General features: G+C 67.3%; 22 protein-coding genes and 1 pseudogene. All 23 read right to left on the bottom strand.

The window, feature by feature from the left end; translation table 11 throughout:
- Nucleotides 1-82 precede the first annotated feature (82 nt).
- Nucleotides 83-2,062 (bottom strand): chemotaxis protein CheA, encoded by a 1,980-nt coding sequence (locus HUT07_RS09810; RefSeq protein ID WP_176020785.1) that lies wholly within the window; start codon nt 2,060-2,062, stop codon nt 83-85.
- A gap of 45 nt (nt 2,063-2,107) precedes the next feature.
- Nucleotides 2,108-2,473, bottom strand: coding sequence for a response regulator (locus tag HUT07_RS09805; protein ID WP_025878971.1), 366 nt, complete (start codon nt 2,471-2,473; stop codon nt 2,108-2,110).
- Nucleotides 2,470-2,778 carry an STAS domain-containing protein gene (locus HUT07_RS09800; RefSeq protein WP_059064119.1) on the bottom strand — a complete coding sequence of 103 codons (309 nt, stop codon included), beginning with the start codon at nt 2,776-2,778 and terminating at the stop codon, nt 2,470-2,472. The genes HUT07_RS09805 and HUT07_RS09800 overlap by 4 nt, the downstream gene beginning before the upstream one ends.
- Before the next feature lie 84 nt (nt 2,779-2,862).
- Entirely contained in the window at nt 2,863-3,960 is a 1,098-nt protein-coding gene (locus HUT07_RS09795) for a chemotaxis protein CheW (RefSeq protein WP_176020784.1), read from the bottom strand.
- The gene (locus HUT07_RS09790) at nt 3,957-4,739 is read right to left on the bottom strand and encodes a ParA family protein (protein WP_176020783.1); all 783 of its coding nucleotides are present in this window, start codon (nt 4,737-4,739) and stop codon (nt 3,957-3,959) included. Before HUT07_RS09790 ends, HUT07_RS09795 begins: the two co-directional genes overlap by 4 nt.
- Nucleotides 4,740-4,890: 151 nt before the next feature.
- A pseudogene (gene motD / locus HUT07_RS09785) lies at nt 4,891-5,757 on the bottom strand (flagellar motor protein MotD); the annotation flags it as partial.
- A 1-nt stretch (nt 5,758) separates the two neighbouring features.
- Complete coding sequence (locus HUT07_RS09780; RefSeq protein ID WP_108749544.1) at nt 5,759-6,499, bottom strand: flagellar motor protein; 741 nt, start codon at nt 6,497-6,499, stop codon at nt 5,759-5,761.
- Between the two features lie 126 nt (nt 6,500-6,625).
- Nucleotides 6,626-8,464, bottom strand: coding sequence for a chemotaxis protein CheA (locus HUT07_RS09775; RefSeq protein WP_176020781.1), 1,839 nt, complete (start codon nt 8,462-8,464; stop codon nt 6,626-6,628).
- Nucleotides 8,465-8,466: 2 nt separating this feature from the next.
- Nucleotides 8,467-9,072, bottom strand: a complete 606-nt coding sequence (locus HUT07_RS09770) for a protein phosphatase CheZ (RefSeq protein ID WP_025878978.1) — start codon at nt 9,070-9,072, stop codon at nt 8,467-8,469.
- Nucleotides 9,072-9,464 carry a chemotaxis response regulator CheY gene (gene cheY / locus HUT07_RS09765; RefSeq protein ID WP_005413247.1) on the bottom strand — a complete coding sequence of 131 codons (393 nt, stop codon included), beginning with the start codon at nt 9,462-9,464 and terminating at the stop codon, nt 9,072-9,074. Before cheY ends, HUT07_RS09770 begins: the two co-directional genes overlap by 1 nt.
- Before the next feature lie 19 nt (nt 9,465-9,483).
- A complete protein-coding gene (locus tag HUT07_RS09760) occupies nt 9,484-10,227 on the bottom strand; it encodes an RNA polymerase sigma factor FliA (RefSeq protein WP_025878979.1) in 744 nt (247 codons plus the stop codon).
- The gene (locus HUT07_RS09755) at nt 10,224-11,111 is read right to left on the bottom strand and encodes a P-loop NTPase (protein ID WP_176020780.1); all 888 of its coding nucleotides are present in this window, start codon (nt 11,109-11,111) and stop codon (nt 10,224-10,226) included. Before HUT07_RS09755 ends, HUT07_RS09760 begins: the two co-directional genes overlap by 4 nt.
- A complete protein-coding gene (gene flhF / locus HUT07_RS09750) occupies nt 11,098-12,717 on the bottom strand; it encodes a flagellar biosynthesis protein FlhF (protein ID WP_176020779.1) in 1,620 nt (539 codons plus the stop codon). The genes HUT07_RS09755 and flhF overlap by 14 nt, the downstream gene beginning before the upstream one ends.
- Before the next feature lie 145 nt (nt 12,718-12,862).
- Nucleotides 12,863-14,965: a flagellar biosynthesis protein FlhA gene (gene flhA / locus HUT07_RS09745; RefSeq protein WP_176020778.1), complete on the bottom strand. Its 2,103-nt coding sequence runs from the start codon at nt 14,963-14,965 to the stop codon at nt 12,863-12,865.
- Nucleotides 14,962-16,092 (bottom strand): flagellar biosynthesis protein FlhB, encoded by a 1,131-nt coding sequence (gene flhB, locus HUT07_RS09740; protein ID WP_089240997.1) that lies wholly within the window; start codon nt 16,090-16,092, stop codon nt 14,962-14,964. The genes flhA and flhB overlap by 4 nt, the downstream gene beginning before the upstream one ends.
- 133 nt (nt 16,093-16,225) lie before the next feature.
- Entirely contained in the window at nt 16,226-18,352 is a 2,127-nt protein-coding gene (locus tag HUT07_RS09735) for a bifunctional diguanylate cyclase/phosphodiesterase (RefSeq protein WP_176020777.1), read from the bottom strand.
- Between the two features lie 163 nt (nt 18,353-18,515).
- Nucleotides 18,516-19,307, bottom strand: coding sequence for a flagellar biosynthetic protein FliR (fliR, locus tag HUT07_RS09730; RefSeq protein ID WP_176020776.1), 792 nt, complete (start codon nt 19,305-19,307; stop codon nt 18,516-18,518).
- 16 nt (nt 19,308-19,323) lie between these two features.
- Nucleotides 19,324-19,593, bottom strand: coding sequence for a flagellar biosynthetic protein FliQ (locus HUT07_RS09725; protein ID WP_005413254.1), 270 nt, complete (start codon nt 19,591-19,593; stop codon nt 19,324-19,326).
- 77 nt (nt 19,594-19,670) lie between these two features.
- Nucleotides 19,671-20,450: a flagellar type III secretion system pore protein FliP gene (fliP, locus tag HUT07_RS09720; RefSeq protein WP_176020775.1), complete on the bottom strand. Its 780-nt coding sequence runs from the start codon at nt 20,448-20,450 to the stop codon at nt 19,671-19,673.
- Between the two features lies 1 nt (nt 20,451).
- On the bottom strand, nt 20,452-20,859 hold the full coding sequence (fliO, locus tag HUT07_RS09715) for a flagellar biosynthetic protein FliO (protein WP_176020774.1): 408 nt from the start codon (nt 20,857-20,859) through the stop codon (nt 20,452-20,454).
- Nucleotides 20,856-21,191 carry a flagellar motor switch protein FliN gene (gene fliN / locus HUT07_RS09710; RefSeq protein WP_099818392.1) on the bottom strand — a complete coding sequence of 112 codons (336 nt, stop codon included), beginning with the start codon at nt 21,189-21,191 and terminating at the stop codon, nt 20,856-20,858. The genes fliO and fliN overlap by 4 nt, the downstream gene beginning before the upstream one ends.
- On the bottom strand, nt 21,188-22,192 hold the full coding sequence (fliM, locus tag HUT07_RS09705) for a flagellar motor switch protein FliM (RefSeq protein ID WP_176020773.1): 1,005 nt from the start codon (nt 22,190-22,192) through the stop codon (nt 21,188-21,190). The genes fliN and fliM overlap by 4 nt, the downstream gene beginning before the upstream one ends.
- 10 nt (nt 22,193-22,202) lie before the next feature.
- Complete coding sequence (locus HUT07_RS09700; RefSeq protein ID WP_025878990.1) at nt 22,203-22,718, bottom strand: flagellar basal body-associated FliL family protein; 516 nt, start codon at nt 22,716-22,718, stop codon at nt 22,203-22,205.
- Between the last annotated feature and the right edge of the window lie 234 nt (nt 22,719-22,952).

The following is a 22,952-nucleotide window of genomic DNA, read 5'->3' as shown; positions in this document are numbered from 1 at the left end:
GGGCGGGAAGGTCGCTGTGCACCCGCGCAAACGAAAACCGCCGCCCCGAAGGGCGGCGGTCAGGCACAGCGCATGCAGTGGCTCAGGCGGCCTGCGGCACCCGCAGTGAACGCACCAGGCCGCCGATGTCGACGATCAGGGCGACGCGGCCGTCACCGAGGATGGTGGCGCCGGAGACGCCGCCGATGCGGCGATAGTTGTTCTCGATGTTCTTCACCACGACCTGCTGCTGGCCGACCAGTTCGTCCACTTCCAGCGCGATCTTCTGGCCATCGCCTTCAACCACGACCACCAGCGATTCACTGCCGGGTGCACGCTGCCCGTAGCCGTAGTATTCGCTCAGCGACAGGATCGGCAGGTATTCACCACGCACGCGCAACACGCGGCCTTCGCCGGCCATGCTGCGGATGTCGTCCGGCTGCGGCTGCAGCGCTTCAAGCACGTAGGCCAGCGGCAGGATCAGGGTTTCGCCGGCCACCGCCACGGTCATGCCGTCGAGGATGGCCAGGGTCAATGGCAGCCGGATCAGCGTACGGGTGCCGGTGCCGAGGCCACTTTCAATCTGCACCTCGCCACCGAGCGCCTGGATGTTGCGGCGGACCACGTCCATGCCCACGCCACGGCCGGACAGGTCGGTGACCGCATCAGCAGTGGAGAAGCCGGGCTGGAAGATCAGGTCCCAGACCTGCGAATCGGTCGGGTTGTCCGGCACGGCCAGGCCGCGTTCGTGCGCCTTGGCCAGGATCTTCTCGCGGTTCAGGCCGCGGCCGTCGTCGCTGACTTCGATGACGATATGACCGCCCTGGTGCGAGGCTGCCAGGGTGATCGTGCCGGTTTCGTCCTTGCCGGCCTCGCGACGCACGTCCGGCATTTCCAGGCCGTGGTCGATGGAGTTGCGGACCAGGTGCACCAGTGGATCGGCGATCTTCTCGATCAGACCCTTGTCCAGCTCGGTGCCCTCACCGATCGTGCGCAGCCGCACGTGCTTGCCGAGGCGGCCGGACAGGTCGCGGACCAGGCGCGGGAAGCGGCGGAACACCGCATCGACCGGCAGCATGCGCACGCCGATCACGGCTTCCTGCAGGTCGCGGGTATTGCGTTCAAGCTGATCCAGGCCTGCGAACAGGCTCTCGGCATGGACCGGGTCCAGCGCGTGAGAGACCTGCTTGAGCATGGCCTGGGTGATGACCAGCTCACCCACCAGGTTGATCAACGCATCGACCTTGTCGACACTGACGCGGATGGAGGTTTCCGCTTCCTGGCTGGCGCCGGTACCGGCAGCCGGTGCTGCAGTGGCAGGCGCGGCGGCAGCCACCGGTGCGGCAGCTGGTGCCTGCGTGGCCAGGCTCGGCGGCGCGGCCGGACGGATATCCAGTTCGCAGTCGTCCAGCACCCAGGCGAAGGTGTCTTCGATCTTGCTGCGCGGCACCTTGCCGACCAGGCCCAGGTCCCACGCAAGGTGGGCTTCGAGCGGGTCAAGCTGGGCAAAGCCGGGCAGGCGATCCATGCGTGCGGCCACCTGCAGCGACCCCAGGTGTTCCAGCTCGCGGATGATGCGCAGCGGGTCGTTGCCGCTCATGAACAGCGACGGTGCCGGGGTGAAGCCGATCTGCCAGGCTTCCGGCGTGTCGTCGGCCTTGCTGGCGGCGACAGGTGCGGCAGCGGCAGGCGCTTGACCAGACAGCACTGATTCCAGGCGCGCCTTCACCGCGGCAACGGCTGCGGGATCGGCGGGCTGGCCGTGTTCGGCCTCGCGCAACAGCGCACGCAGCACGTCCACCGACGACAGCATCGCATCGACGGCGTTGCCCTCCAGTGCGCGCTTGCCAGCACGCAGCTCATCCAGCAGCGTCTCCAGCACGTGGGTCAGCCCGGCGATGGCATCGAAGCCGAACGTGCCGGCACCACCCTTGATGGAGTGGGCGGCACGGAACACCGAGTTGATGATCTCCGCATCCTGTTGCCCCGATTCCAGGGCCAGCAGGCCAGCCTCCATGGCGTCGAGGCCTTCGCGGCTCTCCTCGAAGAAAGTGGCGTGGAAGCGTTGCAGGTCCATGCTCATGGCAGTGGCGATCCGGAAGCGAAGAAGGGGAGCAGTGCGGGGCGATCAGCCCAGCACTTTCTGCACGGTGGCGACCAGCTGTTCGGGATTGAACGGCTTGACCAGCCAGCCGGTGGCGCCGGCGGCCTTGCCTTCGGACTTCTTGTCCGCGGCCGATTCGGTGGTCAGCATCAGCATCGGCGTGAACTTGTAGTCGGGCAGCTGGCGCAGCTCGCGGATCAGCGCGATGCCGTCCATGTTCGGCATGTTGACGTCGGTGACCACCGCATTGAAGCGCTGGCCCTTGGCACGTCCGAGCGCGACAGCGCCGTCTTCAGCTTCTTCGACGGCAAAACCGGCCGAGGTGAGGGCGAAGGAAACCATCTGGCGCATCGACGCCGAATCGTCCACCACCAAGATACGTGCGCTCATGCAGCGTTCTCCACAGATTTCAGGTTGTCATGGGGTACGTCCAGGCCCAGGGCCTGGGTGACGCCCAACAGGCGTGCAGCGTCACGGAAGGTTGCAGTGCAACCGTGGAAGCCGGTGCCCAGGCCTGCCTCGCGGCGGGCCTGCACGAAGGCACACAGCACCTGCACGCTGGCGGTGTGGATGCGACCGACCTGGCTTGCATCCAGGGTCAGCTCGCCTGCTTCCGCCACCAAGGGCGAAAGGCGGTTCTTGAGCTCGGTGCTGCTCTCGATGCCGAGATCCTCACCCAGTTCGACAGTGCTCATCGTTGCTCCGGACAAACGGTTCCAGCATTCATAACGGCACCGCAGGGCGGTTCTTTAGGGTCGGAATCGGCGCGGAGCGCCGATTCACCCCAACAGTTGCGTGGCGTCGAGCAGGATCATCGGCCGCTGGCTGATGCGGGCCACGCCGCGGAACAGTTCATTGGAGATCTGACAGATACGCGCGGTATCGGGCGGTTCGATCTGCGAGTCAGTCAGGTTGGCGACGTCCTCCACGGCCGACACACGCAGGCCCAGGGTCTCGCCGTTCTCTTCGAGCACGACGATGCGGGTCTGCGCGTCATCCTCGGCGGAGGCCGCGCCCAGATGCAGGCCGAGATCCATCACCGGCACCACCTGGCCACGCAGGTTCATGATGCCAAGCATTTCCGGGGCGGTACCGCGCAAGGGCAGCAACGGCACCGGCAGCACCACTTCCTGCACCTTCAGCAGTTCCAGCGCGTAGGCCTGGGTGCCGCAACGCAGGCGCAGCCAACGCGACGTACGTTCGCCGGCGCGACGGTTCTGCGGATGCGGGCTGCTGGCGGGCTGGTGCGCCTGCGCCTGCAGCTCCTGCCAGGTTCCAGGGCGGTTGCTGGATGGGGTGTCCACTGCGACCCGTGGCGGCGGCGCGACGGCGACACGGGCCATCGACGGCATCGGTGCCGGCTCGGGGCGTGCTGCAACCTTGGTCACTGCCGGCGGGGCCAAGGCGGGAACCACCTCGCCGTCGGCGGCGGCCTCGAACGCGGCCTGCAGTCCGGGGCTGTCGGTGTGCGCAAGGCTGTCGGCAGCGTCGGTTTCGTAGATCACTTCGTCCGGCAGGTCATCCCAGGTGGGTTCCGGCCCAGGCGGTGCGACAGGGCTGGCGACCGCGACGGTATCGGTTTCGTAGACCACTTCAGCGGGCAGATCGTCCCAGGTGGGCTCGCGTTCTGCATCGGCGGCCGGTGTGGCAGCGGCGTCGAAGGCGGCCTCGAGGGTCGCGTCGTCGCTGGCCGGTGCGGCTGCGAGGGTGTCGGTTTCGTAGATCACTTCAGCCGGCAGATCATCCCAGGTCGGCTCACGCTCGGCGTCAGCCGCCGCGCTCGCCGGGCGCGGTGCGGCATCGCTGGCAACCGGTGCGACGGCAATGTCGCCGAGCAGTTCGTCCAGGTAGTCGTCCAGCATGCCGGTGGTGTTCATGCCGCCTGCTCCAGGGCGCGTGCGTCCTCACCGAGGATCCAGTTCAACGCGCGCCGATAGGCCGCCAGTCCACGTCCGGGGTAGTCCTCGCCGATGCTGGGCAGGGTCAGGCCGGCCGCGTTGCTGATGCGGGTGTCGATCGGAATCGCATCTTCCCAGACGCGGCTTGCGTGACGGTCCTGCATCGCGCGCAGCGATTCGTTGCCGGTACGGGTGCGGCGGTCGAACAACGTCGGCAGGATCGAGATCGGCAGCGGGCGGCGGCGCGAACGCTCGACCATCTCGCCGGTCCGGACCATGCCATCCAGGCCATGCAAAGCCAATGGCTCGGCCTGGGTGGGGATGATCAGGCGATCAGCCGCGGCCAGCGCGTTGATCATCAGCAGGCCCAGCGTTGGTGCGCAGTCCAGCAGGATGTAGTCGTGCTGGCCCTGGTGGCGGGCGAGGGCGTTCTGCAGTGCCAGGCCGAGGCCCGGCTGGTTGGCGCTGCGTCGCTCCAGCGTGGCCAGCGAGGCCTGCGCGCACACGTAGTCGAGCCCGCCGGTGGTGCTGGCGTGGCTGAGCGTGGACAGGTCGGCTGGGGGGGCGCCGAACAGTTCCAGCACGCCGGCCGGTGCCGGCTCGATCGGAACGCCGAAGGCGCGGGTCAACGAGGCATGCGGATCGAGATCGATCAGCAGAACGCGGTGGCCGAGCGCGGCCAGGCCGCGACCGAGGGCGAGGGTGGTGGTGGTCTTGCCGACTCCGCCCTTCTGGTTGGCGACTGCCCAGATGCGCATCGGATTACTCCTTCATTGCCGGGGGAACGGCGGCGCCGACACGGCTGCCAGCCGGCACCGGTGGCAACTGCACCGGTGCGATGGGGGAAGTGGGGGTGCTGGCCGGCGCGGCGGCGGCCTGTTCGCTGGCGCCTCGGGTGGCGCTGGTGGCTGCGTTCAGGCGTTCGCCCAGCGGGTCCACCGAATGACTGGTGTCGGCCAGGATGATGACCATCACCCGCCGGTTGCGATTGCGGCCCTGCGCGCTGTCGTTCTCTTCGCGTGGGCGGAACTGACCATAGCCGACCATCGCCAGCCGCGACGGCTGCAGCCCCTGGTCGGCAAACAGATGCACCACGCTGGCCGCGCGCCCGGCCGACAGTTCCCAGTTGGACGGGAAGGTGGCGGTGGCGATCGGCACGTTGTCGGTGTGGCCTTCAACGCGCACGCTGTTGGGTACGTCGCGCAGCACGCCGGCCAGGCTGGCCAGGGTGTCGCGGGCATGCACATCCAGCGCTGCCGAGCCGGTCGGGAACAGAATGTCGCTGTTGATCTCGACTTCGATCCACAGTTCGGTGCGGCGCACGCTGATCATGCCGCGGTCGATCAGTGGCGCCAGTGCAGCAGTCAGGCGGTCGGCGATGCTGTTGAGCTGGCGCTCGGCACGCGCGATCTGCTCCTGGTTGTGTACCGACACCGGCATGCGCATCTGCGAGGCCATCGCCGGCAGCAGGGTGGGGTCGTGCGACGGCGCCGGGGCGGAGGGCCCGATCTTGGTGCCCGATTTGATCACCGACGGGCTGTCCCAGCCGCCGCCCTGTACCTGCTTGTTGCCGACCTGCACGGGGTTGATGGTACGCGGTGCACCACCGAAGGCATCGGTGAGGGCGTCGGCCATGATCCGGTACTTGCCCTCGTTGACCGAGGAGATGGCGTACATGACCACGAAGAAGGCGAGCAGCAGCGTCATCAGGTCGGCATAGGGTATCGCCCATGCTTCGTGGTTGGCGTGCTCTTCGTGGTGCTTGCGGCGGGCCATGTCAGTGCAGGAAGCCGGAGAGGTTGGTTTCGATGTTGCGCGGGTTCTCGCCCTGGGCGATCGAGATCAGGCCTTCGATCACCATTTCGCGGTCGCGCGAGTTGTGGGCGATCACGCCCTTCAGCTTGGCCGCGATTGGCAGGAACAGCAGGTTGGCCGAGGCGATGCCGTAGATGGTGGCGGTGAACGCAGCGGCGATGCCGTGGCCCAGCTTGCTGGGGTCGGCCAGGTTCTTCATCACCGCGATCAGGCCCAGCACGGCGCCGATGATGCCCAGCGTGGGCGCATAGATGCCCATGGCTTCAAATACCTTGGCGCCGGCCTGGTCCTGGTGTTCCTGGCTGCCCAGTTCGATTTCCAGCATGTGCCGGATCGATTCGGGTTCCACGCCGTCCACCAGCAGTTGCAGACCCTTGCGCAGGAACGGATCACGCTGCGCTTCCACCTGCGATTCCAGGCCCAGCAGGCCCTGGCGGCGGGCGATGTTGCTCCATTCCACGATCTGCTGGATCAGTTCGCGACGGTCGCTGTGCGGCGGCCGCACGACCCAGCGCACGATCTTGAACGCATGCTTGAACACCGCCGGCGCGGTATGCAGCAGGATGGCCGCCACGGTACCCACGATCACGATCACAAACGCCGCAGGCGACCACAACGACGCCAGGCCGGCGCCCTTGAGGATGCTGCCACCGACCAGTGAGGCCAGGGCGAGGAAAAGTCCAATGAGGCTGAGTCTATCCATGGGTCCGGTATCGGCTTGTATGAATGGGACTTGAGACACCGGGAGATTCTGGTGTAACGGAGTTCACAGTTTTTTCTGTTGCCGGGCATGGCCCGGCGCTGTTGCATGTCGGGTTCAGCAATCGGGTCAGTCGTGTGGGCTGCGCAGCCCGTCCACGTCCAGGATCAACGCCATGCGACCATCGCCGATCAAGGTTGCACCGGCATAACCGCGCAGGCCGCGCAGGGCTTTCGGCAGCGGTTTGATGACCACTTCCTCGCGCCCGCGCACCTGGTCCACCACCAGCCCGAAGCGTGCCTCACCGGCCTGCAGCACGACGATGGTCAGCAGGGGCGAGGCGGCCGGCGTCACATCCAGCCATTGCCGCAGATCGACCAGCGCCAGCGTGTGCGAGCGGCGGTCAAGCACGGCGCGGCCGTCGAACCAGCCCAGCGAGGTGCGCGGTGCATGCAGCACTTCCATCACACGGGCCAGCGGCAGCGCGTAGACGTCTTCGCCGGCCTGCACCAGCAGGGTCGGCAGGATCGCCAGGGTCAGCGGTACGCGGATCATGAAGCGGCTGCCGCGGCCCAGTTCCGACTGGATCTGGATCTGCCCGCTCAGCTCGCGGATGCGTGACTGCACCACGTCCATGCCGACGCCGCGGCCGGAGATATCGGTCACCTGCTGTTTGGTCGAGAACCCCGGCAGGAACACCAGGTGCAGGCATTCCTCACTGCTCAGGCGGGCAGCGGCTTCCGGATCGATCAGGCCCTTCTCGCGCGCCTTGGCACGCAGCTTCTCCGGATCGATGCCTGCACCGTCGTCCTGCACTTCGATGCTGACGTAGTCGCCTTCCTGCTGTGCCGACAGGCGCACGTGGCCCATCCGCGGCTTGCCCTGCGCTTCGCGCAGGTCAGGCATTTCCACGCCATGGTCGATGGCGTTGCGGACCAGGTGCACCAGCGGATCGGCCAGTGCTTCGACCAGGTTGCGGTCAAGCTCGGTCTCGGCGCCGATCAGCTCCAGATCCACTTCCTTCTTCAGCGAACGCGCAACGTCGCGCGCCACCTTCGGGAAGCGCGAGAACACCTTGCCGACCGGCTGCATGCGGGTGCGCATCACTGCCGACTGCAAGCGTGCGGTGGCGATATCCAGCGTCGACACCGCGCGGTCCAGCTCTTCATCGCGCAGGCGGGTGCGCAGCGTCTTCAGCCGGTTTCGTGACAGCACCAGTTCGCCGATCAGGTTGACGATGGCATCCAGGCGCTTGGTATCCACGCGCACGGTGTGTTCGGCTTCGGCGACGGGCTTGTTGGGCGCCGGCTTGGCGACTGGTGCGGCCGGCGCGGGCGTCGGTCGTGGTGCCGGTACGGCGACAATCGCTGCGGTGGGGTTGCTGCCCGGGGCGGCGCCGCCATGCAGCTGATCGAGCAATGCCTCGAACTCGTCCTCGCTGATCATGTCGTCGGCCTTCTTCGCCGCCGCCACGGGTGCCGGCGCCTTGCCGCCGTGCAGCTGGTCGAGCAGGGCCTCGAATTCGTCGTCGGTGATCAGGTCACTCCCGCCGGTACTCGGCGCCGCGGCCGATGGCGCTGCTGCGCCACCGCCATGCACATCGAACTGGGCGACCAGTTCGGGTGGGGCAAAGCCCGGCTCGGTGCCTGAAGACACCGCGTCAAGCATCGACTGCAGGTAGTCCAGCGATTGCTGGGCGGCATCGAAGTGATGGGCCTGCAATACGGCCTGGCCGGCGCGCGCGGCGCCCAGCGCCTCTTCGGCGGCGTGGCACAGTTCGACCATCGCGGTGATGCCGAGGAATCCAGCGCCGCCTTTCAGCGTGTGGTAGCCACGGAACACCGCGTTGAGCTGGTCATTGTCCTGCGGTGCCTGTTCCAGCGACACCAGCTGTTCGCCGAGGCGATCCAGGATTTCCTGGGCCTCGATGATGAAATCGGCAGTGATGTCGTCGGCTACCGCGCCCATGGTTACAGCCCCAGATCCGACAACAGGTCGTCGGCGTCGTTCTGCGAGACCGCATGGCGGTCCAGCCCCTTCAGTGCCGGCCCGGCCAGTTCCGGGTCGGTGCGATGCTGTTCCGGCGGCAGGCCGAGCGCGCCGAAACCCTCATGCACGCGGCGCACGATGCCGACCACGCGGCGGATGATCTGTCCGGTCAGGTCCTGGTAACTCTGGGTCAGGGCGATCTCGGTGAGGTTGTGGCGGATGCGGTCGAGCTGCACGTCCTGGCCCGGCTGCAGGCCATCGGCGCGCAGCTGTTCGGTCAGGCTGCGGCACTCTTCTGCCAGGTCCAGGGTGCGGTGGGTGGCCTGTTCGGTCATCGCCACCACGTGGTCCAGGCGCGCGCAGGCATCGTCCAGCTCGCCGGCTTCATCGGGCACGGTCGGCAGTTCGCCCAGCGCCTGGCCCAGTTCGCGGGCCAGCCGCGAAAGGCCGCTCATCATCGGCTGGGTACGCAGCGCGACCAGGCCGTCGATGCGCTGGCGCCAGGCAGCCTCGTCACCGGATTCCAGTGCGTCCAGGGCTTCCTGCAGGCGCAGGGCAAGGGCGCTCTTGTCGACCGTGGTGTCCATCAAGCGCTGGCCGCCAGGCGTTCGAAGATCTTGCCGAGCTTCTCTTCCAGCGTCTGTGCGGTGAACGGCTTGATGATGTAACCGTTAACGCCGTTCTGCGCCGCTTCGATGATCTGCTCGCGCTTGGCTTCGGCCGTCACCATCAGCACCGGCAGGGTCTTCAGCTTGGCATCGGCACGGATCGCCTTGAGCAGTTCGATGCCGGTCATCACCGGCATGTTCCAGTCGGTGACCACGAAATCGAACGGCTGGCTCTGCAGCAACGACAGCGCGGCATGCCCGTCCTCGGCTTCGGCGGTATTGGTGAAGCCCAGATCGCCCAGCAGGTTCTTGACGATACGACGCATGGTCGAGAAGTCGTCGACGATCAGGATGCGCATGTTCTTGTTCAAAGCAGAGTTCCTTTGTTGATCAGCTCTCGAGGCCGGCGTCGGCCGCCTCGAAAATCTTCAGTCGGCCACGCAGGCGCAGGACCGCCTGGCCGTGGATCTGGCAGACCCGCGACTCGCTCACGCCGAGCACTGCGCCGATCTCTTTCAAATTCAGTTCCTGCTCGTAGTAGAGCGACAGCACCAGCTGTTCGCGCTCGGGCAGGTGGCCGATGGCGTTGCCCAGCTCACGACCGAACTCGCCGCGTTCCAGCACCTGCTGCGGGGTCGGGCCGCCCTGGGCGACGGTGTCGAGCTCGCCCTGGTCTTCAATGCGTGATTCCAGGCTCAGCACCTGGCCGCGCGAGGCATCTTCCATCAGGCGCAGGTACTCGGGCAGCGGCATCTCCATCGCGGCAGCCACTTCGGTGGCGCTGGCGGCGCGACCGGTGCTCTGCTCCAGGCGGCGGATGGTGGCAGCAGCGTCGCGGGCACGGCGGTGCACCGAACGCGGTACCCAGTCGCCACGACGGATCTCATCGATCATCGAGCCGCGGATGCGGATCGAGGCGTAGGTCTCGAACGAAGCGCCCTGATCGGCGTCGTAGCTGCGCGACGCTTCGATCAGGCCCATCATGCCGGCCTGGATCAGGTCGTCCACTTCAACGCTGGCCGGCAGACGTGCGGCCAGATGGTGGGCGATGCGCCGCACCAGGTCCGAGTGCTGGGCGATGACCTCATTGGCCGCCGTGCGCTGGACCTCTCTGTACTGGGCGGCGCCTTTCATGCGGCCACCCCACGCTGCTTGATGATGCGTTCGAGGAAGAACTCGACGCCACCGCGCGGCTCGGTGGGTGCCTGCCAGCGGGCGGTGCGGCGGGCGATCTCGGTGATCGCCAGTGCCGACGGGCTGGACGGATAGGCCTTCACCACGGGCTGCTGGCGCTGCACCGACAGGCGCAGCCAGTCGTCCTGCGGCACGCAGCCGAGGTAGTTCAGCGAGACATCGGCGAGGAATTTCTCGCAGACGCGGGTCAGCTTCTCGTACAGCACGCGGCCTTCGTTGGGGTCGCGCACCATGTTGGCCACCACCTGGATGCGGTCCACGCCACGTTCGCGCGACAGCACCTTGATCAGGGCGTAGGCGTCGGTGATCGAGGCCGGTTCATCGCAGACCACGACCACGGTGTCCTGCGCGGCCTGGCAGAAGGTCAGCACGCCATCGTTGATGCCGGCGGCGGTGTCCACCACCATGATGTCCAGCTCGCGTTCCAGTTCGGAGAACACGTTGACCAGGCCCACGTGCTCGGCCGGGGCCAGCTCGGCCATGTGCCGGCGACCGGACGCGGCCGGGACCACCAGTACGCCGTTCGGGCCTTCGATGATCACGTCATCCAGGCTGCAGCGGCCAGCGACCAGGTCGGCCAGGGTATTGGTGGGGTTCAGGCCGAGGATCACGTCGATGTTGGCCAGGCCGAGGTCGGCATCCAGCAACAGGGTGCGTTTGCCCATGCCGGCAAGCGCCACGGCCAGGTTGGCCGACACGTTGGTCTTGCCGACGCCGCCCTTGCCGCCGGTCACGGCAATCGTGCGCACAGGGCCGAGCGGCTCGCTGCGGGTCGCCGTCAGCGGGAAGGTGGTGGTCAGCTTGGCGTACTCACGCGACGGCATGGTTCAACTCCGGGTTGCAGGGCATATCGGCCGCGCGGCGCAAATCTTCAAGGCGAAGTACAAGATTGGCTGCACTGGCCCGGTGCAGGTCGTCCGGGACGTCCTGGCCATCGGTCACCCAGGTGATCGGCAGCTTGTGGTCCACCGCCACCGACAGGGCGTTGCCGAAGCGGCCGGTCTCGTCCAGCTTGCTCAGTACCAGGCCCTGCAGGTTGGCTGCGCCGAAGCGGCGGACCACCTCGTCCATGTCACCGAAGCTGGTGTTGGCCGGCAGCACCAGCAGGGTGCGCACCTGGCGGGCGGCGCGCAGCCACTGCAGCTGGGCGGCCAGCGCACGGTCGCGCGGGCCCAGGCCGGCGGTGTCGATCAGCACCAGCTTGTAGTCCTTCAATCGCTCCAGCAGCTGGTCCAGGTCGGTGCCGCTGTTGGCCTCGTGCACCGCGATGCCGAGCTGGCGGCCGTAGCCGTACAGCTGTTCACGGGCGCCGATGCGCATCGTATCGGTGGTGACCAGGGCGACATCGCGGGCCGCATGGGCTTCAGCGAAGCGCGAGGCCAGCTTGGCGATGGTGGTGGTCTTGCCGGCGCCGGTCGGGCCGACCAGGGCGATCACACCGCCTTCTTCCATCGGATCGACCGGGGCGATCGGCAGCTTGCGCGAGATCAACCCCAGCATCAGGCCGCGGCCACGATGGGCTTCGGTCTCCAACGGAATCTGCATGGCCACGTCGCGGGCGATGCCAGCGTCGAAGCCGTACTCGTCCATCAGGTCCAGCGCAGTGGCGCGCACCGGGCAGCCGCGCAGGCGCTCGTCGGTGAAGCGGTTCATCTCGCGCTCGATCACCTGGCGCATACCGGCCACTTCCTGGCGCAGGTGGCGGATTTCGGCGTCGTCGGCGACCAGGGTCAGCGCCGGTGCCGGCGCCAGGGTCGGCAGCGGTGCGGGCACAAGCTCTGTCGGCTGCACGGCAACCGGCGCATGGGGGGCTTCGTCTTCGGGCGTGACGGCGGCCTGGAGGGCGACCGGCAACGGCGGCGGCGACACTGCCGACATTTGCGCGCTGTCTTCCAGCGGCGGATCGATCTGGAAGCGGGCGCGGTTCACCGGCGCGGCCGCAGCCGGCGAGGGCGCCACGATGGCGTCGGCGAACGGGGCGAAGATCTGTTCCGGCAGCGTCGATTCATTGACGGCGGCACGCGCCAGCGTAGCAGCGAAGCCAGTGCTGCCGCGGGTCGGCACGATCTCGTCGGCGCTGTCCAGGGTGCGGCCGGTCGCGCCGACAGCGGCGCGGGCGAGGGCGGCGACGGCCGACGTGGTGGCTGCCACCGGCTCCGGTGCCGGGGTGCTGCTGCGACGGCGGGTGACGGCGGCGATCACCGCATCGGCGGCGGTGCGCGGCTTCGGCGCGGGCGGCGGTGCCACGTCGCGACGCGAGGCTTCCAGGGCGCGCTGCACGGCGCTCTCATCGTAGTTGGCGGCAGCCACGATCTCGATGCCTTCCTCGATCCGGCGGTTGGACAGGATCACGGCGTCAGGACCATGTTCCTTGCGCACCAGGTTCATGGCCGAGCGCATGTCGGCGGCGACGAATCGTTTGATTTTCATGCTGTGGTCACGGGACGAAGTCGGCGGAGTGGCGGTCGGAGAACGCGGGTGGTCGGTGGTCTGCACGGTTCGGGTTCCCCTTGGAATCTGTCTGTTGCGGGTGTTTGAAAGTGGTGTCTGTTTTCTGGCGCTTTGCAGGGCGGCGTCAGCTGATCGTTCCAACCAGCTTCAGGCGCTTGTCCTCCGGCACCTCGCTGTACGCCAGGACCGACAGCGACGGAACGCTGTGGCGGACCAGGCGGGCCAGCGCGGCGCGCACCGGGCCTGGTACCAGCACGACCGCGGGCTCGTTGCGGGCTTCCTGCTTGCTGACACATTCGGCCAGGCTCTGGTGCAGTCGCTCAGCGAGTCCGGGTTCCAGCGCGGCGCCGTTGCCCTGCGTGGACTCCTGCAAGACACGTTCCAATTGCGGGTTGAGGGTGAACACCGGCAGCTCCGCCGACATTCCGGCGATCTCCTGCACGATGAAACGGCCCAGCGCGGTGCGCACTGCAGCGGTCAGCGTGGCCGGGTCCTGGCTGTGCGGGGCGTGCTCGACCAGTGCTTCGGCGATCTTGCGCAGCTGGCGGATCGGAATGCGCTCGACCAGCAGGTTCTGCAGCACGCGCACCACCGCCGACAGCGGCAGCGCCTTCGGCGTCAGATCTTCGACGAGCTTGGGCGCACTCTTGGCCAGGTTGGCCAGCAGGTGCTGCACTTCCTCGTGGCCGAGCAGTTCCGGTGCGTGCTCGCGGATCAGGTGCGAAAGGTGGGTGGCCACCACCGTCGCCGGGTCGACCACGGTGTAGCCCAGGGTTTCGGCCTGGGCGCGCTGGTGCGGCTGGATCCAGGTTGCATCCAGGCCGAAGGCGGGGTCCTTGCCGGCAATGCCTTCCAGCGGACCGAGCGCACTTCCAGGGTCCAGCGCCAGTTCGCGGTCGGGATGGATCTCGGCGGTGGCCACCGGCACGCCATGCACCAGTACCCGGTAGCCGTTGGCCGGCAGTTCGAGGTTGTCGCGGATGTGGACCGACGGAATCAGGAAGCCGACGTCCTGGGTCAGCTTGCGGCGCACGCCCTTGATGCGCGGCATCAGCTCGCCGCCCTGGTTGCTGTCGACCAGCGAAATCAATCGATAGCCCACTTCCAGGCCCAGCGGATCGACCGGGCGCAGCTCGTCCCAGCTCAATTCAGCAGTGGGTGCGGGAGCAGCGGGGCGGCCCAGCGCGTTCAGTGCGTTGGTTTCGCCCGCCGCCGTGTCGGCCTGCGCTGGCACCAGGCCCTTGCGGTAGACCTTCCAGGCGATGAAGCCGAGGATCGCCGCCAGCGTCAGGAAAGCGACGTTGGGCATGCCCGGCACCAGGCCGACCACGCCGAGGATGCCGGCGGTGATCGCCAGTGCACGGTACTGGCCGAACACCTGGCCGGTCATCGCCTGCGCCATGTCCTGCGAACGCGAAGCACGGGTAACCAGCATCGCCACCGCGCTGGACACCAGCAGCGCCGGCAGCTGCGCCACCAGGCCGTCACCGATCGACAGCAGGGTGTAGGTGGCCGCTGCATCGCCGAACGGCATGCCATGCTGCAGCACGCCGACGGCCAGGCCGCCGAGCATGTTGATGAACAGGATCAGGATGCCGGCGATCGCATCGCCACGGATGAACTTGCTGGCGCCGTCCATCGCGCCGTAGAAGTCGGCTTCCTCGCGGACCTCTTCGCGGCGCAGCTTGGCTTCCTCGCGCGTCAGCAAACCGGCGTTGAGATCGGCGTCGATCGCCATCTGCTTGCCGGGCATGGCGTCCAGGATGAAGCGCGCGGTCACTTCCGAGACGCGGCCGGCGCCCTTGGTGATGACCACGAAGTTGATGATGGTCAGGATCGCGAACACCACGATGCCGACGGCATAGTTGCCGCCGATCACGAATTCACCGAACGCGGCGATCACCTTGCCGGCCGCGTCGTGGCCGTTCTGGCCGTTCAGCAGGATGACGCGGGTGGAGGCCACGTTCAGCGCCAGCCGCAGCATGGTGGTGATCAGCAGCACGATCGGGAAGATGGTGAAGTCCAGCGGGCGCTTCACGTAGACCACCGCCAGCAGCACCATCAGCGAGATGGCGATGTTGAAGGTGAAAAGCGCATCGAGCACCGGCGCGGCCAGCGGCACCACGACCATGGCCAGCAGGGCCAGCACGATCAGCGGCGCGCCAAGACCCTGGCGGATCATTTCAAGCGCGCGGCGGGTATTGAAGCTGGATGCCTGGGCGCTCATGGGCGGCCCCCGTTGCCGAATTCATCGACCTGGATGTGTGGCGTGGACGGCATCGGGCCGGTCCGCCAGCTGCGCAGCTGGTAGACGTAAGAGAGGACCTGGGCGACGGCTGAATACAGTCTCACGGGGATTTCCTTGCCGAGTTGGCCTTCCCGATACAAGGCGCGTGCCAAAGGCGGGGCAGAGACGATGGCGACCTTGTTGCCGTCGGCCACTTCACGGATGCGCAGGGCGGTTTCATCCACGCCCAGGGCGACCACGGTGGGCGCATTCATGGCCCCACCTTCGTACTTCAGCGCCACCGCATAGTGGGTCGGGTTGACCACCACCACATCGGCGGTGGGTACCGCTTCCATCATCCGGCGGTTGGCCATCTGCTGCTGCAGCTGGCGGATGCGGCCCTTCACTTCCGGGCTGCCTTCACTCTCCTTCATCTCCCGGCGCAGCTCTTCACGGGTCATCTTCAGCTTGCGCATCCAGTTCCAGCGCTGGTACGGGGCGTCGATGGCGGCCAGCACCAGCATCGCGCCGGCGGTGGCCAGCAGCAGCCGCAGGGTGAAACCCAGGCCATCGCCGATGGCGGTTTCCAGCGGCTGGTGGATCAGCCCGCGCAGGGTGTTGAAGCTGGTCCAGACGACCATGCCGGCGGCGACGCCGACGAAGGCCACGCGCAGCAGCGACTTGATGAACTCGGCGACGGCTTCCGGGCCGTACAGGCGCTTGAGTCCGCTCATCGGGTTCATGCGGTTGATGTCGGGCATCATCGCCTTGGCCGACCAGCGCAGGCCGCCCATCACTACCGGCGCCAGGAAACTGGCCAGCAGGCAGACCAGCACCAACGGGGCGATCACCCACATCAGCTGCAGCAGCAGGTCGCCGAAGTGACCGAACAGGGCCTTCGGGTGCTGGCGCAGGCTCTGTTCGGGGCTGAGTGCGTGGCGCATCCAGGCGCTGGCCCCGCTGGCCATCGAGCCACTCATGGCCATCACCGCGATCACCCCGGCGCCGAACACGGCGGCCGTGCCCAGTTCACGCGAGCGCGGCAGGTTGCCCTGTTCGCGGGCGTCGCGCAGGCGTTTTTCTGTCGGTTGTTCGGTCTTTTCGCCGGCCGATTCGTTCTCGGACATCACAGGCACTGCAGCAGGGGATGCCGGGGTGCGTGCAAGAACCGTTCCGTGACGGCGGCGCGGGACATCCACGCATGGCGTGGATCTACGGGGTTTGGCTCGGCGGGAAGGGCAATCCACGCATGGCGTGGATCTACTGGGGGTTGCGGGGCGGCCCGCTGGCCATTTCCACCCGTGGCCGCGGCAGGTCGTGCAGCTGCATGAAACGGGCCGCGTCCACTGGCCGGCCCAACAGGAAGCCCTGCAGGTAGTCGCAGCCCAGGCGTTCCAGATAGGCGCGCTGCGCCGCGGTCTCCACGCCCTCGGCCACGATGTCCATGTCCAACGCATGGCCCAGCGCAACGATGGCCGACACGATCACCACGTCTTCGGCGCTGTGTTCCAGGTCGCGCACGAACGCATGGTCGATCTTGATCTCGGTGGCGGGCAGGCGCTTGAGGTACAGCAGGCTGGAGTAACCGGTACCGAAATCATCGATCGAGATGCCCACGCCCAGCGCGGAGAAGCTCTGCAGCAGGCGCAGGCTGGTGTCGGTATCGCGCATCACCGTGCTTTCGGTGATCTCCAGTACCAGATTGCGCGGGGCGATCGCGTAGCGCTCGATCACCTCGCGGACGTCCTGCAACAGGTGCGGCGAACTGAACTGCACCGGCGACAGGTTCACCGACATCGTCCAGCTGTCATGGCCAGCATCGTGCCAGTGGCGCAGCTGCTGGCAGGCCTGGTCAAGCGCCCAGCGGCCGATTTCGTTGATCGCACCACTGCGCTCGGCCAGGCGGATGAAGCGGTCGGGCGGAATCAGGCCCTGTTCCGGGTGGCGCCAGCGGATCAGCGCCTCGGCGCCGGCCACTTTCTGGGTGGCCACACGGATCTTCGGCTGGTAATGCAGGAACAGCTGCTCGCTGCCGATCGCCCGACGCAGGTCGGCCAGAAGGCGGAACTGCTGCTCGGCGCTGTCGTTCATCCAGTCGGCAAACAGCACGAAAGCGTTGCGGCCGGACTCCTTGGCCTGGTACATCGCGGCATCGGCGAAGGCCATCAGCTGGCGTTCGCTGGCCGCATGGTCGGGACAGATCGCGATGCCGATGCTGGCGGTCACCTGCAGCTCGTTGTCCGGCAGCAGCGGGCCGCTGCCCACCGCCTGCAGGATGCGCCGGGCCAGGGTCGGCAGGTCTTCATCGTGCTCGATGCGCACCACCAGCACGAATTCGTCGCCGCCCAGCCGTGCCAGCAGATCGTGCGGTCGCAGCAGCTGGCGGGTGCGTTCGGCCACCGCCACCAGCAGCGCGTCACCGGCCTGGTGGCCATAGGCATCGTTGACCTGCTTGAAGCCATCCAGGTCCATGAACATCACCGCGAAGCGGCTGCCGCCCTGTTCGGCCTCGGCCAGTGCCTGCACGATGCGCCGCTGCAGCAGCAGCCGGTTCGGCAGGCGGGTGAGCGGGTCGTGCAGCGCGGCCTGGGTCAGTTCCTGCTGGGCGTCGGTCAGCGACGTGCTGAGCAGCGAATTGCGCAGGCGCAGCAGCTGCGCCTCCACCCGCTGGTCCAGCCAGGACACCACCAGCACCACCGCCAGGATCGCCACGGTCAGCACCACCACCAGCATCGCCAGCCAGTTGTTCTGCAGGCCATCGCCCACTGCCGCACCGCAGACGCTGCCATCGGGAAAGCGTGCGGCGGCCATGCCGGTGTAGTGCATGCCGACGATGGCCAGGCCGAGCAGGCCGGCGGCGGCCAGGCGGTCGCCGATGCGGGTGTGCTGCGCGCGCAGGCGGAAGGCCACGTACAGCGCGGTCCACGACGCGGCCACCGCAACCAGCAGCGACAGCAGCAGCCACACCGGCTGGTAGTCGATGCCCGGTCGCATGCGCATCGCGGCCATGCCCACGTAATGCATGCTGGCGATGCCGCTGCCCATCAGCAGTGCCCCGCCGGCCAAGCGTGGATGGGGCAGGGTGCGCAGCGATACCAGCCACAGCGCGAACACCGATGAGCCGATCGCCAGTGCCAGCGACAGCAGGGTGATGGGCAGGTCGTAGCCCAACGGAATGGGCAGGTCGAAGGCGAGCATGCCGATGAAGTGCATCGACCAGATGCCCAGCCCCATCGCAAATCCGCCGCCCAGTCGCCACCACCAGGTCGCGCCCTTGCCGGGCGCGGTGACGGTGCGCCCGGCCATCGCCAGCGCGGTGTAGGACGCCATCACTGCAACCAGCAATGAGGTGGCCACCAGCCACGGGTTGTACGTGCCTTCCAGCATTCGTCAGTCTCCCGGACCTGCCTGTCAACGGAAAAACTACGGTGGGGCATGCGTAAGGCAAGCGACCCTGGGGCCGCCGGTTGCAGCGTCCCCCCGGTCGCTGCCCATTCACTGTAACGCGGGCACCGGGGGGGACGGCAAGCAGCAAAACGTGACGACCGCGTCAGCGGGTCACTGCACCGGCAGCCTCGAAAGCGGCATCGAACAGGCGCTGCACCGGCGGGCCCATTTCGCCCACCAGCAGGGTCAGCAGGAAGAGGCCCAGCAGCAGCGAGACCGGCAGGCCCAGCTGGATCGGGTTCAGTGCCGGCGCGGCGCGGGCCAGCACGCCGAAGGCCAGGTTCACCGCCAGCATCGCCACGGTCAGCGGGATGGCCAGGGTCAGCGCCCCACGCAGCACAGTCAGCAGGAAGGTCGGGGCGATGCTGAAGAAGGCATGCGGGTCGGGCAGCGGTGCGCCGATGGGCAGGGCGCGGTAGCTGTCCACCACCAGCGAGATCAACGCCAGATGGCCGTTGGCGGTGAAGAACAGCAGCCCGAACAACAGATAGAACCACTGGCCGATGACACCGGAGGTGCCGCCGCGCAGCGGGTCGCTCATCTGCGCAAACGCCAGGCCGGTGCCTTGGGCGACCAGTTCGCCGGCCATGGCGCCGGCCTCGAACACCAGCCGCAGCATGAAGCCGATGGCCACGCCGATCGCCAGCTCGCGGGCGATGGTCAGTACGGTGGCGGCGTCGAAGCCGGTCCAGTCCGGTACCGGTGGCAGCAAGGGTGCCAGTGCGATGGCCAGGGTGCCGGCCAGCATCACGCGCACCCGGGCAGGCACGGCGCGGGTCCCGATCATCGGCATTGCCATGGCCACCGCGCCGATGCGCAGCATGGTCCACAACACGGTGCCGATCATGCCGAAGGCATTCAGGCCGTCGGCAGCCATCTGGGTGGCGGCGTCCATCTTCGTGCGCGTCCGTCTAGCCGATCAGGTGCGGTATGCGCTGGAACAGCAGCGTGGTGAACTCGACCAGATGGCCGATCAACAGGCTGCCCAGTGCGAACAGCACGGCGGTGAGGGCGGCAGCCTTGGCAACGAAGGCGATGGTGGGTTCGTTGAGCTGGGTCGCAGCCTGCACCACGCCCACCACAACGCCGACCACCAGTACGGTCAGCAGCAGTGGGCCGGCCACCCACAGCACGGTGATCAGGCCGCCACGCAGTTCGGTCAGGGCAAGTTCGGGGGACATCAGGGTTCCATTGGTAGCGCCGGGCCACGTCCGGCGGTGGTCAATGCGGCGGCCGGCACTATCCGGCGTCGCGTCTGTCAGGCCGGATTGAAGCTCGCCGCCAGCGTGCCGACGGTCAGCACCCAGCCGTCGACCAGCACGAACAGCAGGATCTTGAATGGCGCAGAGACCAGCATCGGCGACAGCATCATCATGCCCATCGACATCAGCACACTGGCCACGACCAGATCGATGATCACGAACGGGATGAAGATGAGGAAGCCGATCTCGAAGGCGGTCTTCAGTTCGCTGGTGACGAACGAAGCGACCAGCACCGGGAACGGAATCGCATCGGGGCTGGCGTAGGTGCCGTGCCCGGCGATGCCGGCGAAGGTCATCAGGTCGGTCTCGCGGATCTGCGCCAGCATGAAGGCGCGCAGTGGCGTGGTAGTCAGCGTCCAGGCGGTCTGGAAGTCGATCTCGCCATTGAGGTAGGGCGCCATGCCGGTGCTCCAGGCCTTGTCCCAGGTCGGCAGCATGATCATCGCGGTGAGGAACAGCGCCAGGCCCAGCAGCACCTGGTTGGACGGCGTCTGGCCGGTGCCCAGTGCCTGCCGCAGCAGGCCCAGCACGATGATGATGCGGGTGAAGGAGGTCAGCACCAGCAGCATCGACGGGATCAGTGTGATCGCCGTCATCAGCAGCAGCGTCTGCAGCGGCAGGCTGACCGGCGCACCGCCGATCTTGCCAACGTTGATGTCAGGCAGCGGCGTGGTCGGCGCGCCCGGGGCGGCGAACGCCAACGCAGGCAGCAGGCACAGGGCGATCAGGGTCAGCCACGGCAGCAGGGTGGCAAGACGGGAGCGGGTCAGACGCATGTCAGGGGTCCTTGCGCAGCCGCTGTTGCAGCAGCTGGGCGAAATTCGGCAGGTTCTTCAGATCGGGTACGCGTACCGGCGCGGGCGGTGGCAGTGGTTCGGGCAGGGTATGCAGGGCGTTGATGCCGCCTGCGGTCACGCCCAGCAGCAGTTGCTGCCCATTGACCTCGACCACCACCACGCGTTCCTTGGCACCGACATTCAGGCTCGCCACCAGCTTCATGCCCTCGGCCGGGCGGAAGCCGCTGCCGGGCAGCCGCTTGAGCAGCCAGCCCAGGCCGATGACCAGGGCCAGCACGGCCAGCAGGGCCAGCACCGCACCGAACAGGCTCGGTGCGGCCGGCGCATGCTGGCCGATCTGCGGGGCCGTCTTGGCGACGGCCAACGTGGTGGCGGCGAGCAGGCTCAACGCAGTCTCCGGATCCGCTCGCTGGGGCTGACCACATCGGTCAGGCGCACGCCGAAGCGGTCGTTGATCACAACCACTTCGCCGTGGGCGATCAGCGTGCCGTTGACGAACACATCCAGCGATTCACCAGCACCACGCTCCAGCTCGACCACCGAACCCTGGTTGAGCTGCAGCAGGTTGCGGATCGGCAGGCGGGCGCGGCCGACTTCCAGCGACAAGGTCACCGGCACGTCGAGGATCACGTCCAGGTTCAAATCCGGGCCGGTCGCCTCATCGGCCTGCAGGTTGGTGAACTGTGCCGGGGTCGGTTCGAGGGCGTCGATATCGTTCATTGCGGGTCTTCCTGGATGACGGGTACGCGCGGACGGGTGCCCGGCGGATGGGTAGCGGTGATCTTTACGGCGTTCATGCCGTTGGCGACGCCGAACTCACCGGTGAACACCGGGATGTTCTCCACGCACAGCGGCACCTGTGGGCTGAGGTCGATCGGCAGGATGTCGCCGACCTTCAGCTGGGTCAGGTCGCGCAGGGTCATGCGCTTGCTGGCCAGCACGCTGGACAGGGTGACTTCGGCCACGTTGAGCTGCTCGCGCAGGGTGCGGCCCCAGCTTTCGTCGCGGTCGTTGCGGTCGCTCTGGATGCCGGCGTCGAGCAGTTCGCGGATCGGCTCCAGCATCGAGTACGGCAGGGTCACGTGGATGTCGCCGCCACCGCCGTCGAGTTCGACATGCAGGCGGCACACCACCACGTATTCGCGCGGCGTCACGATGTTGGCGAAGTGCGGGTTGATCTCCGAGTTGATGTACTCGAAGTCCACGTCCATCACCGGTGCCCAGGCTTCGCGCAGGTCGGCGAAGGTCTGCTTCAGCAGCAGGTGGATCACCCGCATTTCGGTGGCGGTGAACTCGCGACCTTCGATGCGCGTCGGATAGCGCCCGTCACCCCCGAAGAAGTTGTCGACGATGGCGAACACCAGGGTTGGCTCGAACACGATCAGGCCGGTGCCGCGCAGTGGCTTGAAACGGATCAGGTTCAGGTTGGTCGGCACATACAGCGAATGCATGTAGTCGTTGAACTTGATCAGCTCGATGCCGCGCACGGACAGTTCGGCCGAACGCCGGATCAGATTGAACAGGCCGATCCGCCACAGGCGCGCGAAGCGCTCGTGGACCATTTCCAACGTGGGCATGCGACCGCGGATGATGCGGTCCTGGCTGGCGAAATCGTAGGAGCGTGCTTCGCCACTGGGGGCGTCCGGCTCGGTTTCGACCGCGCCGCTGTCCACGCCATGCAACAGGGCATCGATCTCATCCTGGGACAGCAGGTCATTCATCGGGGAGCCCTTACTGGGTCACGAAGCTGGTGAACAGCAGGTCGTCGGCACCGTTGCTGCCGGTCTCGGCCTTCAGCACCTTCTGCACTTCGGCCAGCGAATCGGCCTGCAGCTTCTGCTTGCCGGCGATGTCGGCGATCTGCTGTGGGCTGACCTGCGAGAACAGCATCAGCAGGCGTGCGCGGATGGCCGGGGCATGGGTCTTGATCGCTTCCAGCGCGGCGGGATCCCGGGTCATCAGTTGCACTTCCACCTGCAGGTAGCGCGGGCCGTCGATCGAGCCGTTGAGGTTGACCACGAACGCCGGTTCCAGCGCGAAGTACTGGGCCGGAGCCGGGGTGGTGGTCTTCTTCGGTGCCTGCGCGGTCTTGTCTTCGTGCTTGGACTGGGTGAAGAACCACACCCCGCCACCGGCGGCGCCGGCGGCCAGTACAGCGACCAGGGCGGTGATCAGGATCGGACTACGCGGCTTGGCGGTCTTGTCCTTGTCGGCGGTCTTCTTGGTTTTGTCAGCGGCTGCGGCCACGGGGTGAAGCTCCTGAGGGTTGCTTCACCGGGATATGCAAGGGGCGTGCCGGAGCGGTCGGGGAGGGGGGCGACGGAATTCCGTCGGGTGTTGATATCGGTAGCGCCGGGCCATGCCCGGCGGAATGTCGGGTATCCGCCGGGCATGGCCCGGCGCTACCCAGGTGGGTGCCAACCGTGTGTTCTGGTGGGTGCCAACCGTCCTGCTCTGGTGGGTGCCAACCTTGGTTGGCAC

This window comes from Stenotrophomonas sp. NA06056 (genome assembly GCF_013364355.1).
GTDB lineage: Bacteria > Pseudomonadota > Gammaproteobacteria > Xanthomonadales > Xanthomonadaceae > Stenotrophomonas.
The sequence above is the reverse complement of the archived record's forward strand: the minus strand, read 5'-3'. Positions and strand labels throughout refer to the sequence as shown.

What these genes read in the sequence shown, in the direction of transcription:
- HUT07_RS09810 (WP_176020785.1), bottom strand. Translation starts at nt 2,062, where the DNA reads ATGAGCATGGACCTGCAACGCTTCCACGCCACTTTCTTCGAGGAGAGC.
- HUT07_RS09805 (WP_025878971.1), bottom strand. Translation starts at nt 2,473, where the DNA reads ATGAGCGCACGTATCTTGGTGGTGGACGATTCGGCGTCGATGCGCCAG.
- HUT07_RS09800 (WP_059064119.1), bottom strand. Translation starts at nt 2,778, where the DNA reads ATGAGCACTGTCGAACTGGGTGAGGATCTCGGCATCGAGAGCAGCACC.
- HUT07_RS09795 (WP_176020784.1), bottom strand. Translation starts at nt 3,960, where the DNA reads ATGAACACCACCGGCATGCTGGACGACTACCTGGACGAACTGCTCGGC.
- HUT07_RS09790 (WP_176020783.1), bottom strand. Translation starts at nt 4,739, where the DNA reads ATGCGCATCTGGGCAGTCGCCAACCAGAAGGGCGGAGTCGGCAAGACC.
- HUT07_RS09780 (WP_108749544.1), bottom strand. Translation starts at nt 6,499, where the DNA reads ATGGATAGACTCAGCCTCATTGGACTTTTCCTCGCCCTGGCCTCACTG.
- HUT07_RS09775 (WP_176020781.1), bottom strand. Translation starts at nt 8,464, where the DNA reads ATGGGCGCGGTAGCCGACGACATCACTGCCGATTTCATCATCGAGGCC.
- HUT07_RS09770 (WP_025878978.1), bottom strand. Translation starts at nt 9,072, where the DNA reads ATGGACACCACGGTCGACAAGAGCGCCCTTGCCCTGCGCCTGCAGGAA.
- HUT07_RS09760 (WP_025878979.1), bottom strand. Translation starts at nt 10,227, where the DNA reads ATGAAAGGCGCCGCCCAGTACAGAGAGGTCCAGCGCACGGCGGCCAAT.
- HUT07_RS09755 (WP_176020780.1), bottom strand. Translation starts at nt 11,111, where the DNA reads ATGCCGTCGCGTGAGTACGCCAAGCTGACCACCACCTTCCCGCTGACG.
- flhF (WP_176020779.1), bottom strand. Translation starts at nt 12,717, where the DNA reads ATGAAAATCAAACGATTCGTCGCCGCCGACATGCGCTCGGCCATGAAC.
- flhA (WP_176020778.1), bottom strand. Translation starts at nt 14,965, where the DNA reads ATGAGCGCCCAGGCATCCAGCTTCAATACCCGCCGCGCGCTTGAAATG.
- flhB (WP_089240997.1), bottom strand. Translation starts at nt 16,092, where the DNA reads ATGTCCGAGAACGAATCGGCCGGCGAAAAGACCGAACAACCGACAGAA.
- HUT07_RS09735 (WP_176020777.1), bottom strand. Translation starts at nt 18,352, where the DNA reads ATGCTGGAAGGCACGTACAACCCGTGGCTGGTGGCCACCTCATTGCTG.
- fliR (WP_176020776.1), bottom strand. Translation starts at nt 19,307, where the DNA reads ATGGACGCCGCCACCCAGATGGCTGCCGACGGCCTGAATGCCTTCGGC.
- HUT07_RS09725 (WP_005413254.1), bottom strand. Translation starts at nt 19,593, where the DNA reads ATGTCCCCCGAACTTGCCCTGACCGAACTGCGTGGCGGCCTGATCACC.
- fliP (WP_176020775.1), bottom strand. Translation starts at nt 20,450, where the DNA reads ATGCGTCTGACCCGCTCCCGTCTTGCCACCCTGCTGCCGTGGCTGACC.
- fliN (WP_099818392.1), bottom strand. Translation starts at nt 21,191, where the DNA reads ATGAACGATATCGACGCCCTCGAACCGACCCCGGCACAGTTCACCAAC.
- fliM (WP_176020773.1), bottom strand. Translation starts at nt 22,192, where the DNA reads ATGAATGACCTGCTGTCCCAGGATGAGATCGATGCCCTGTTGCATGGC.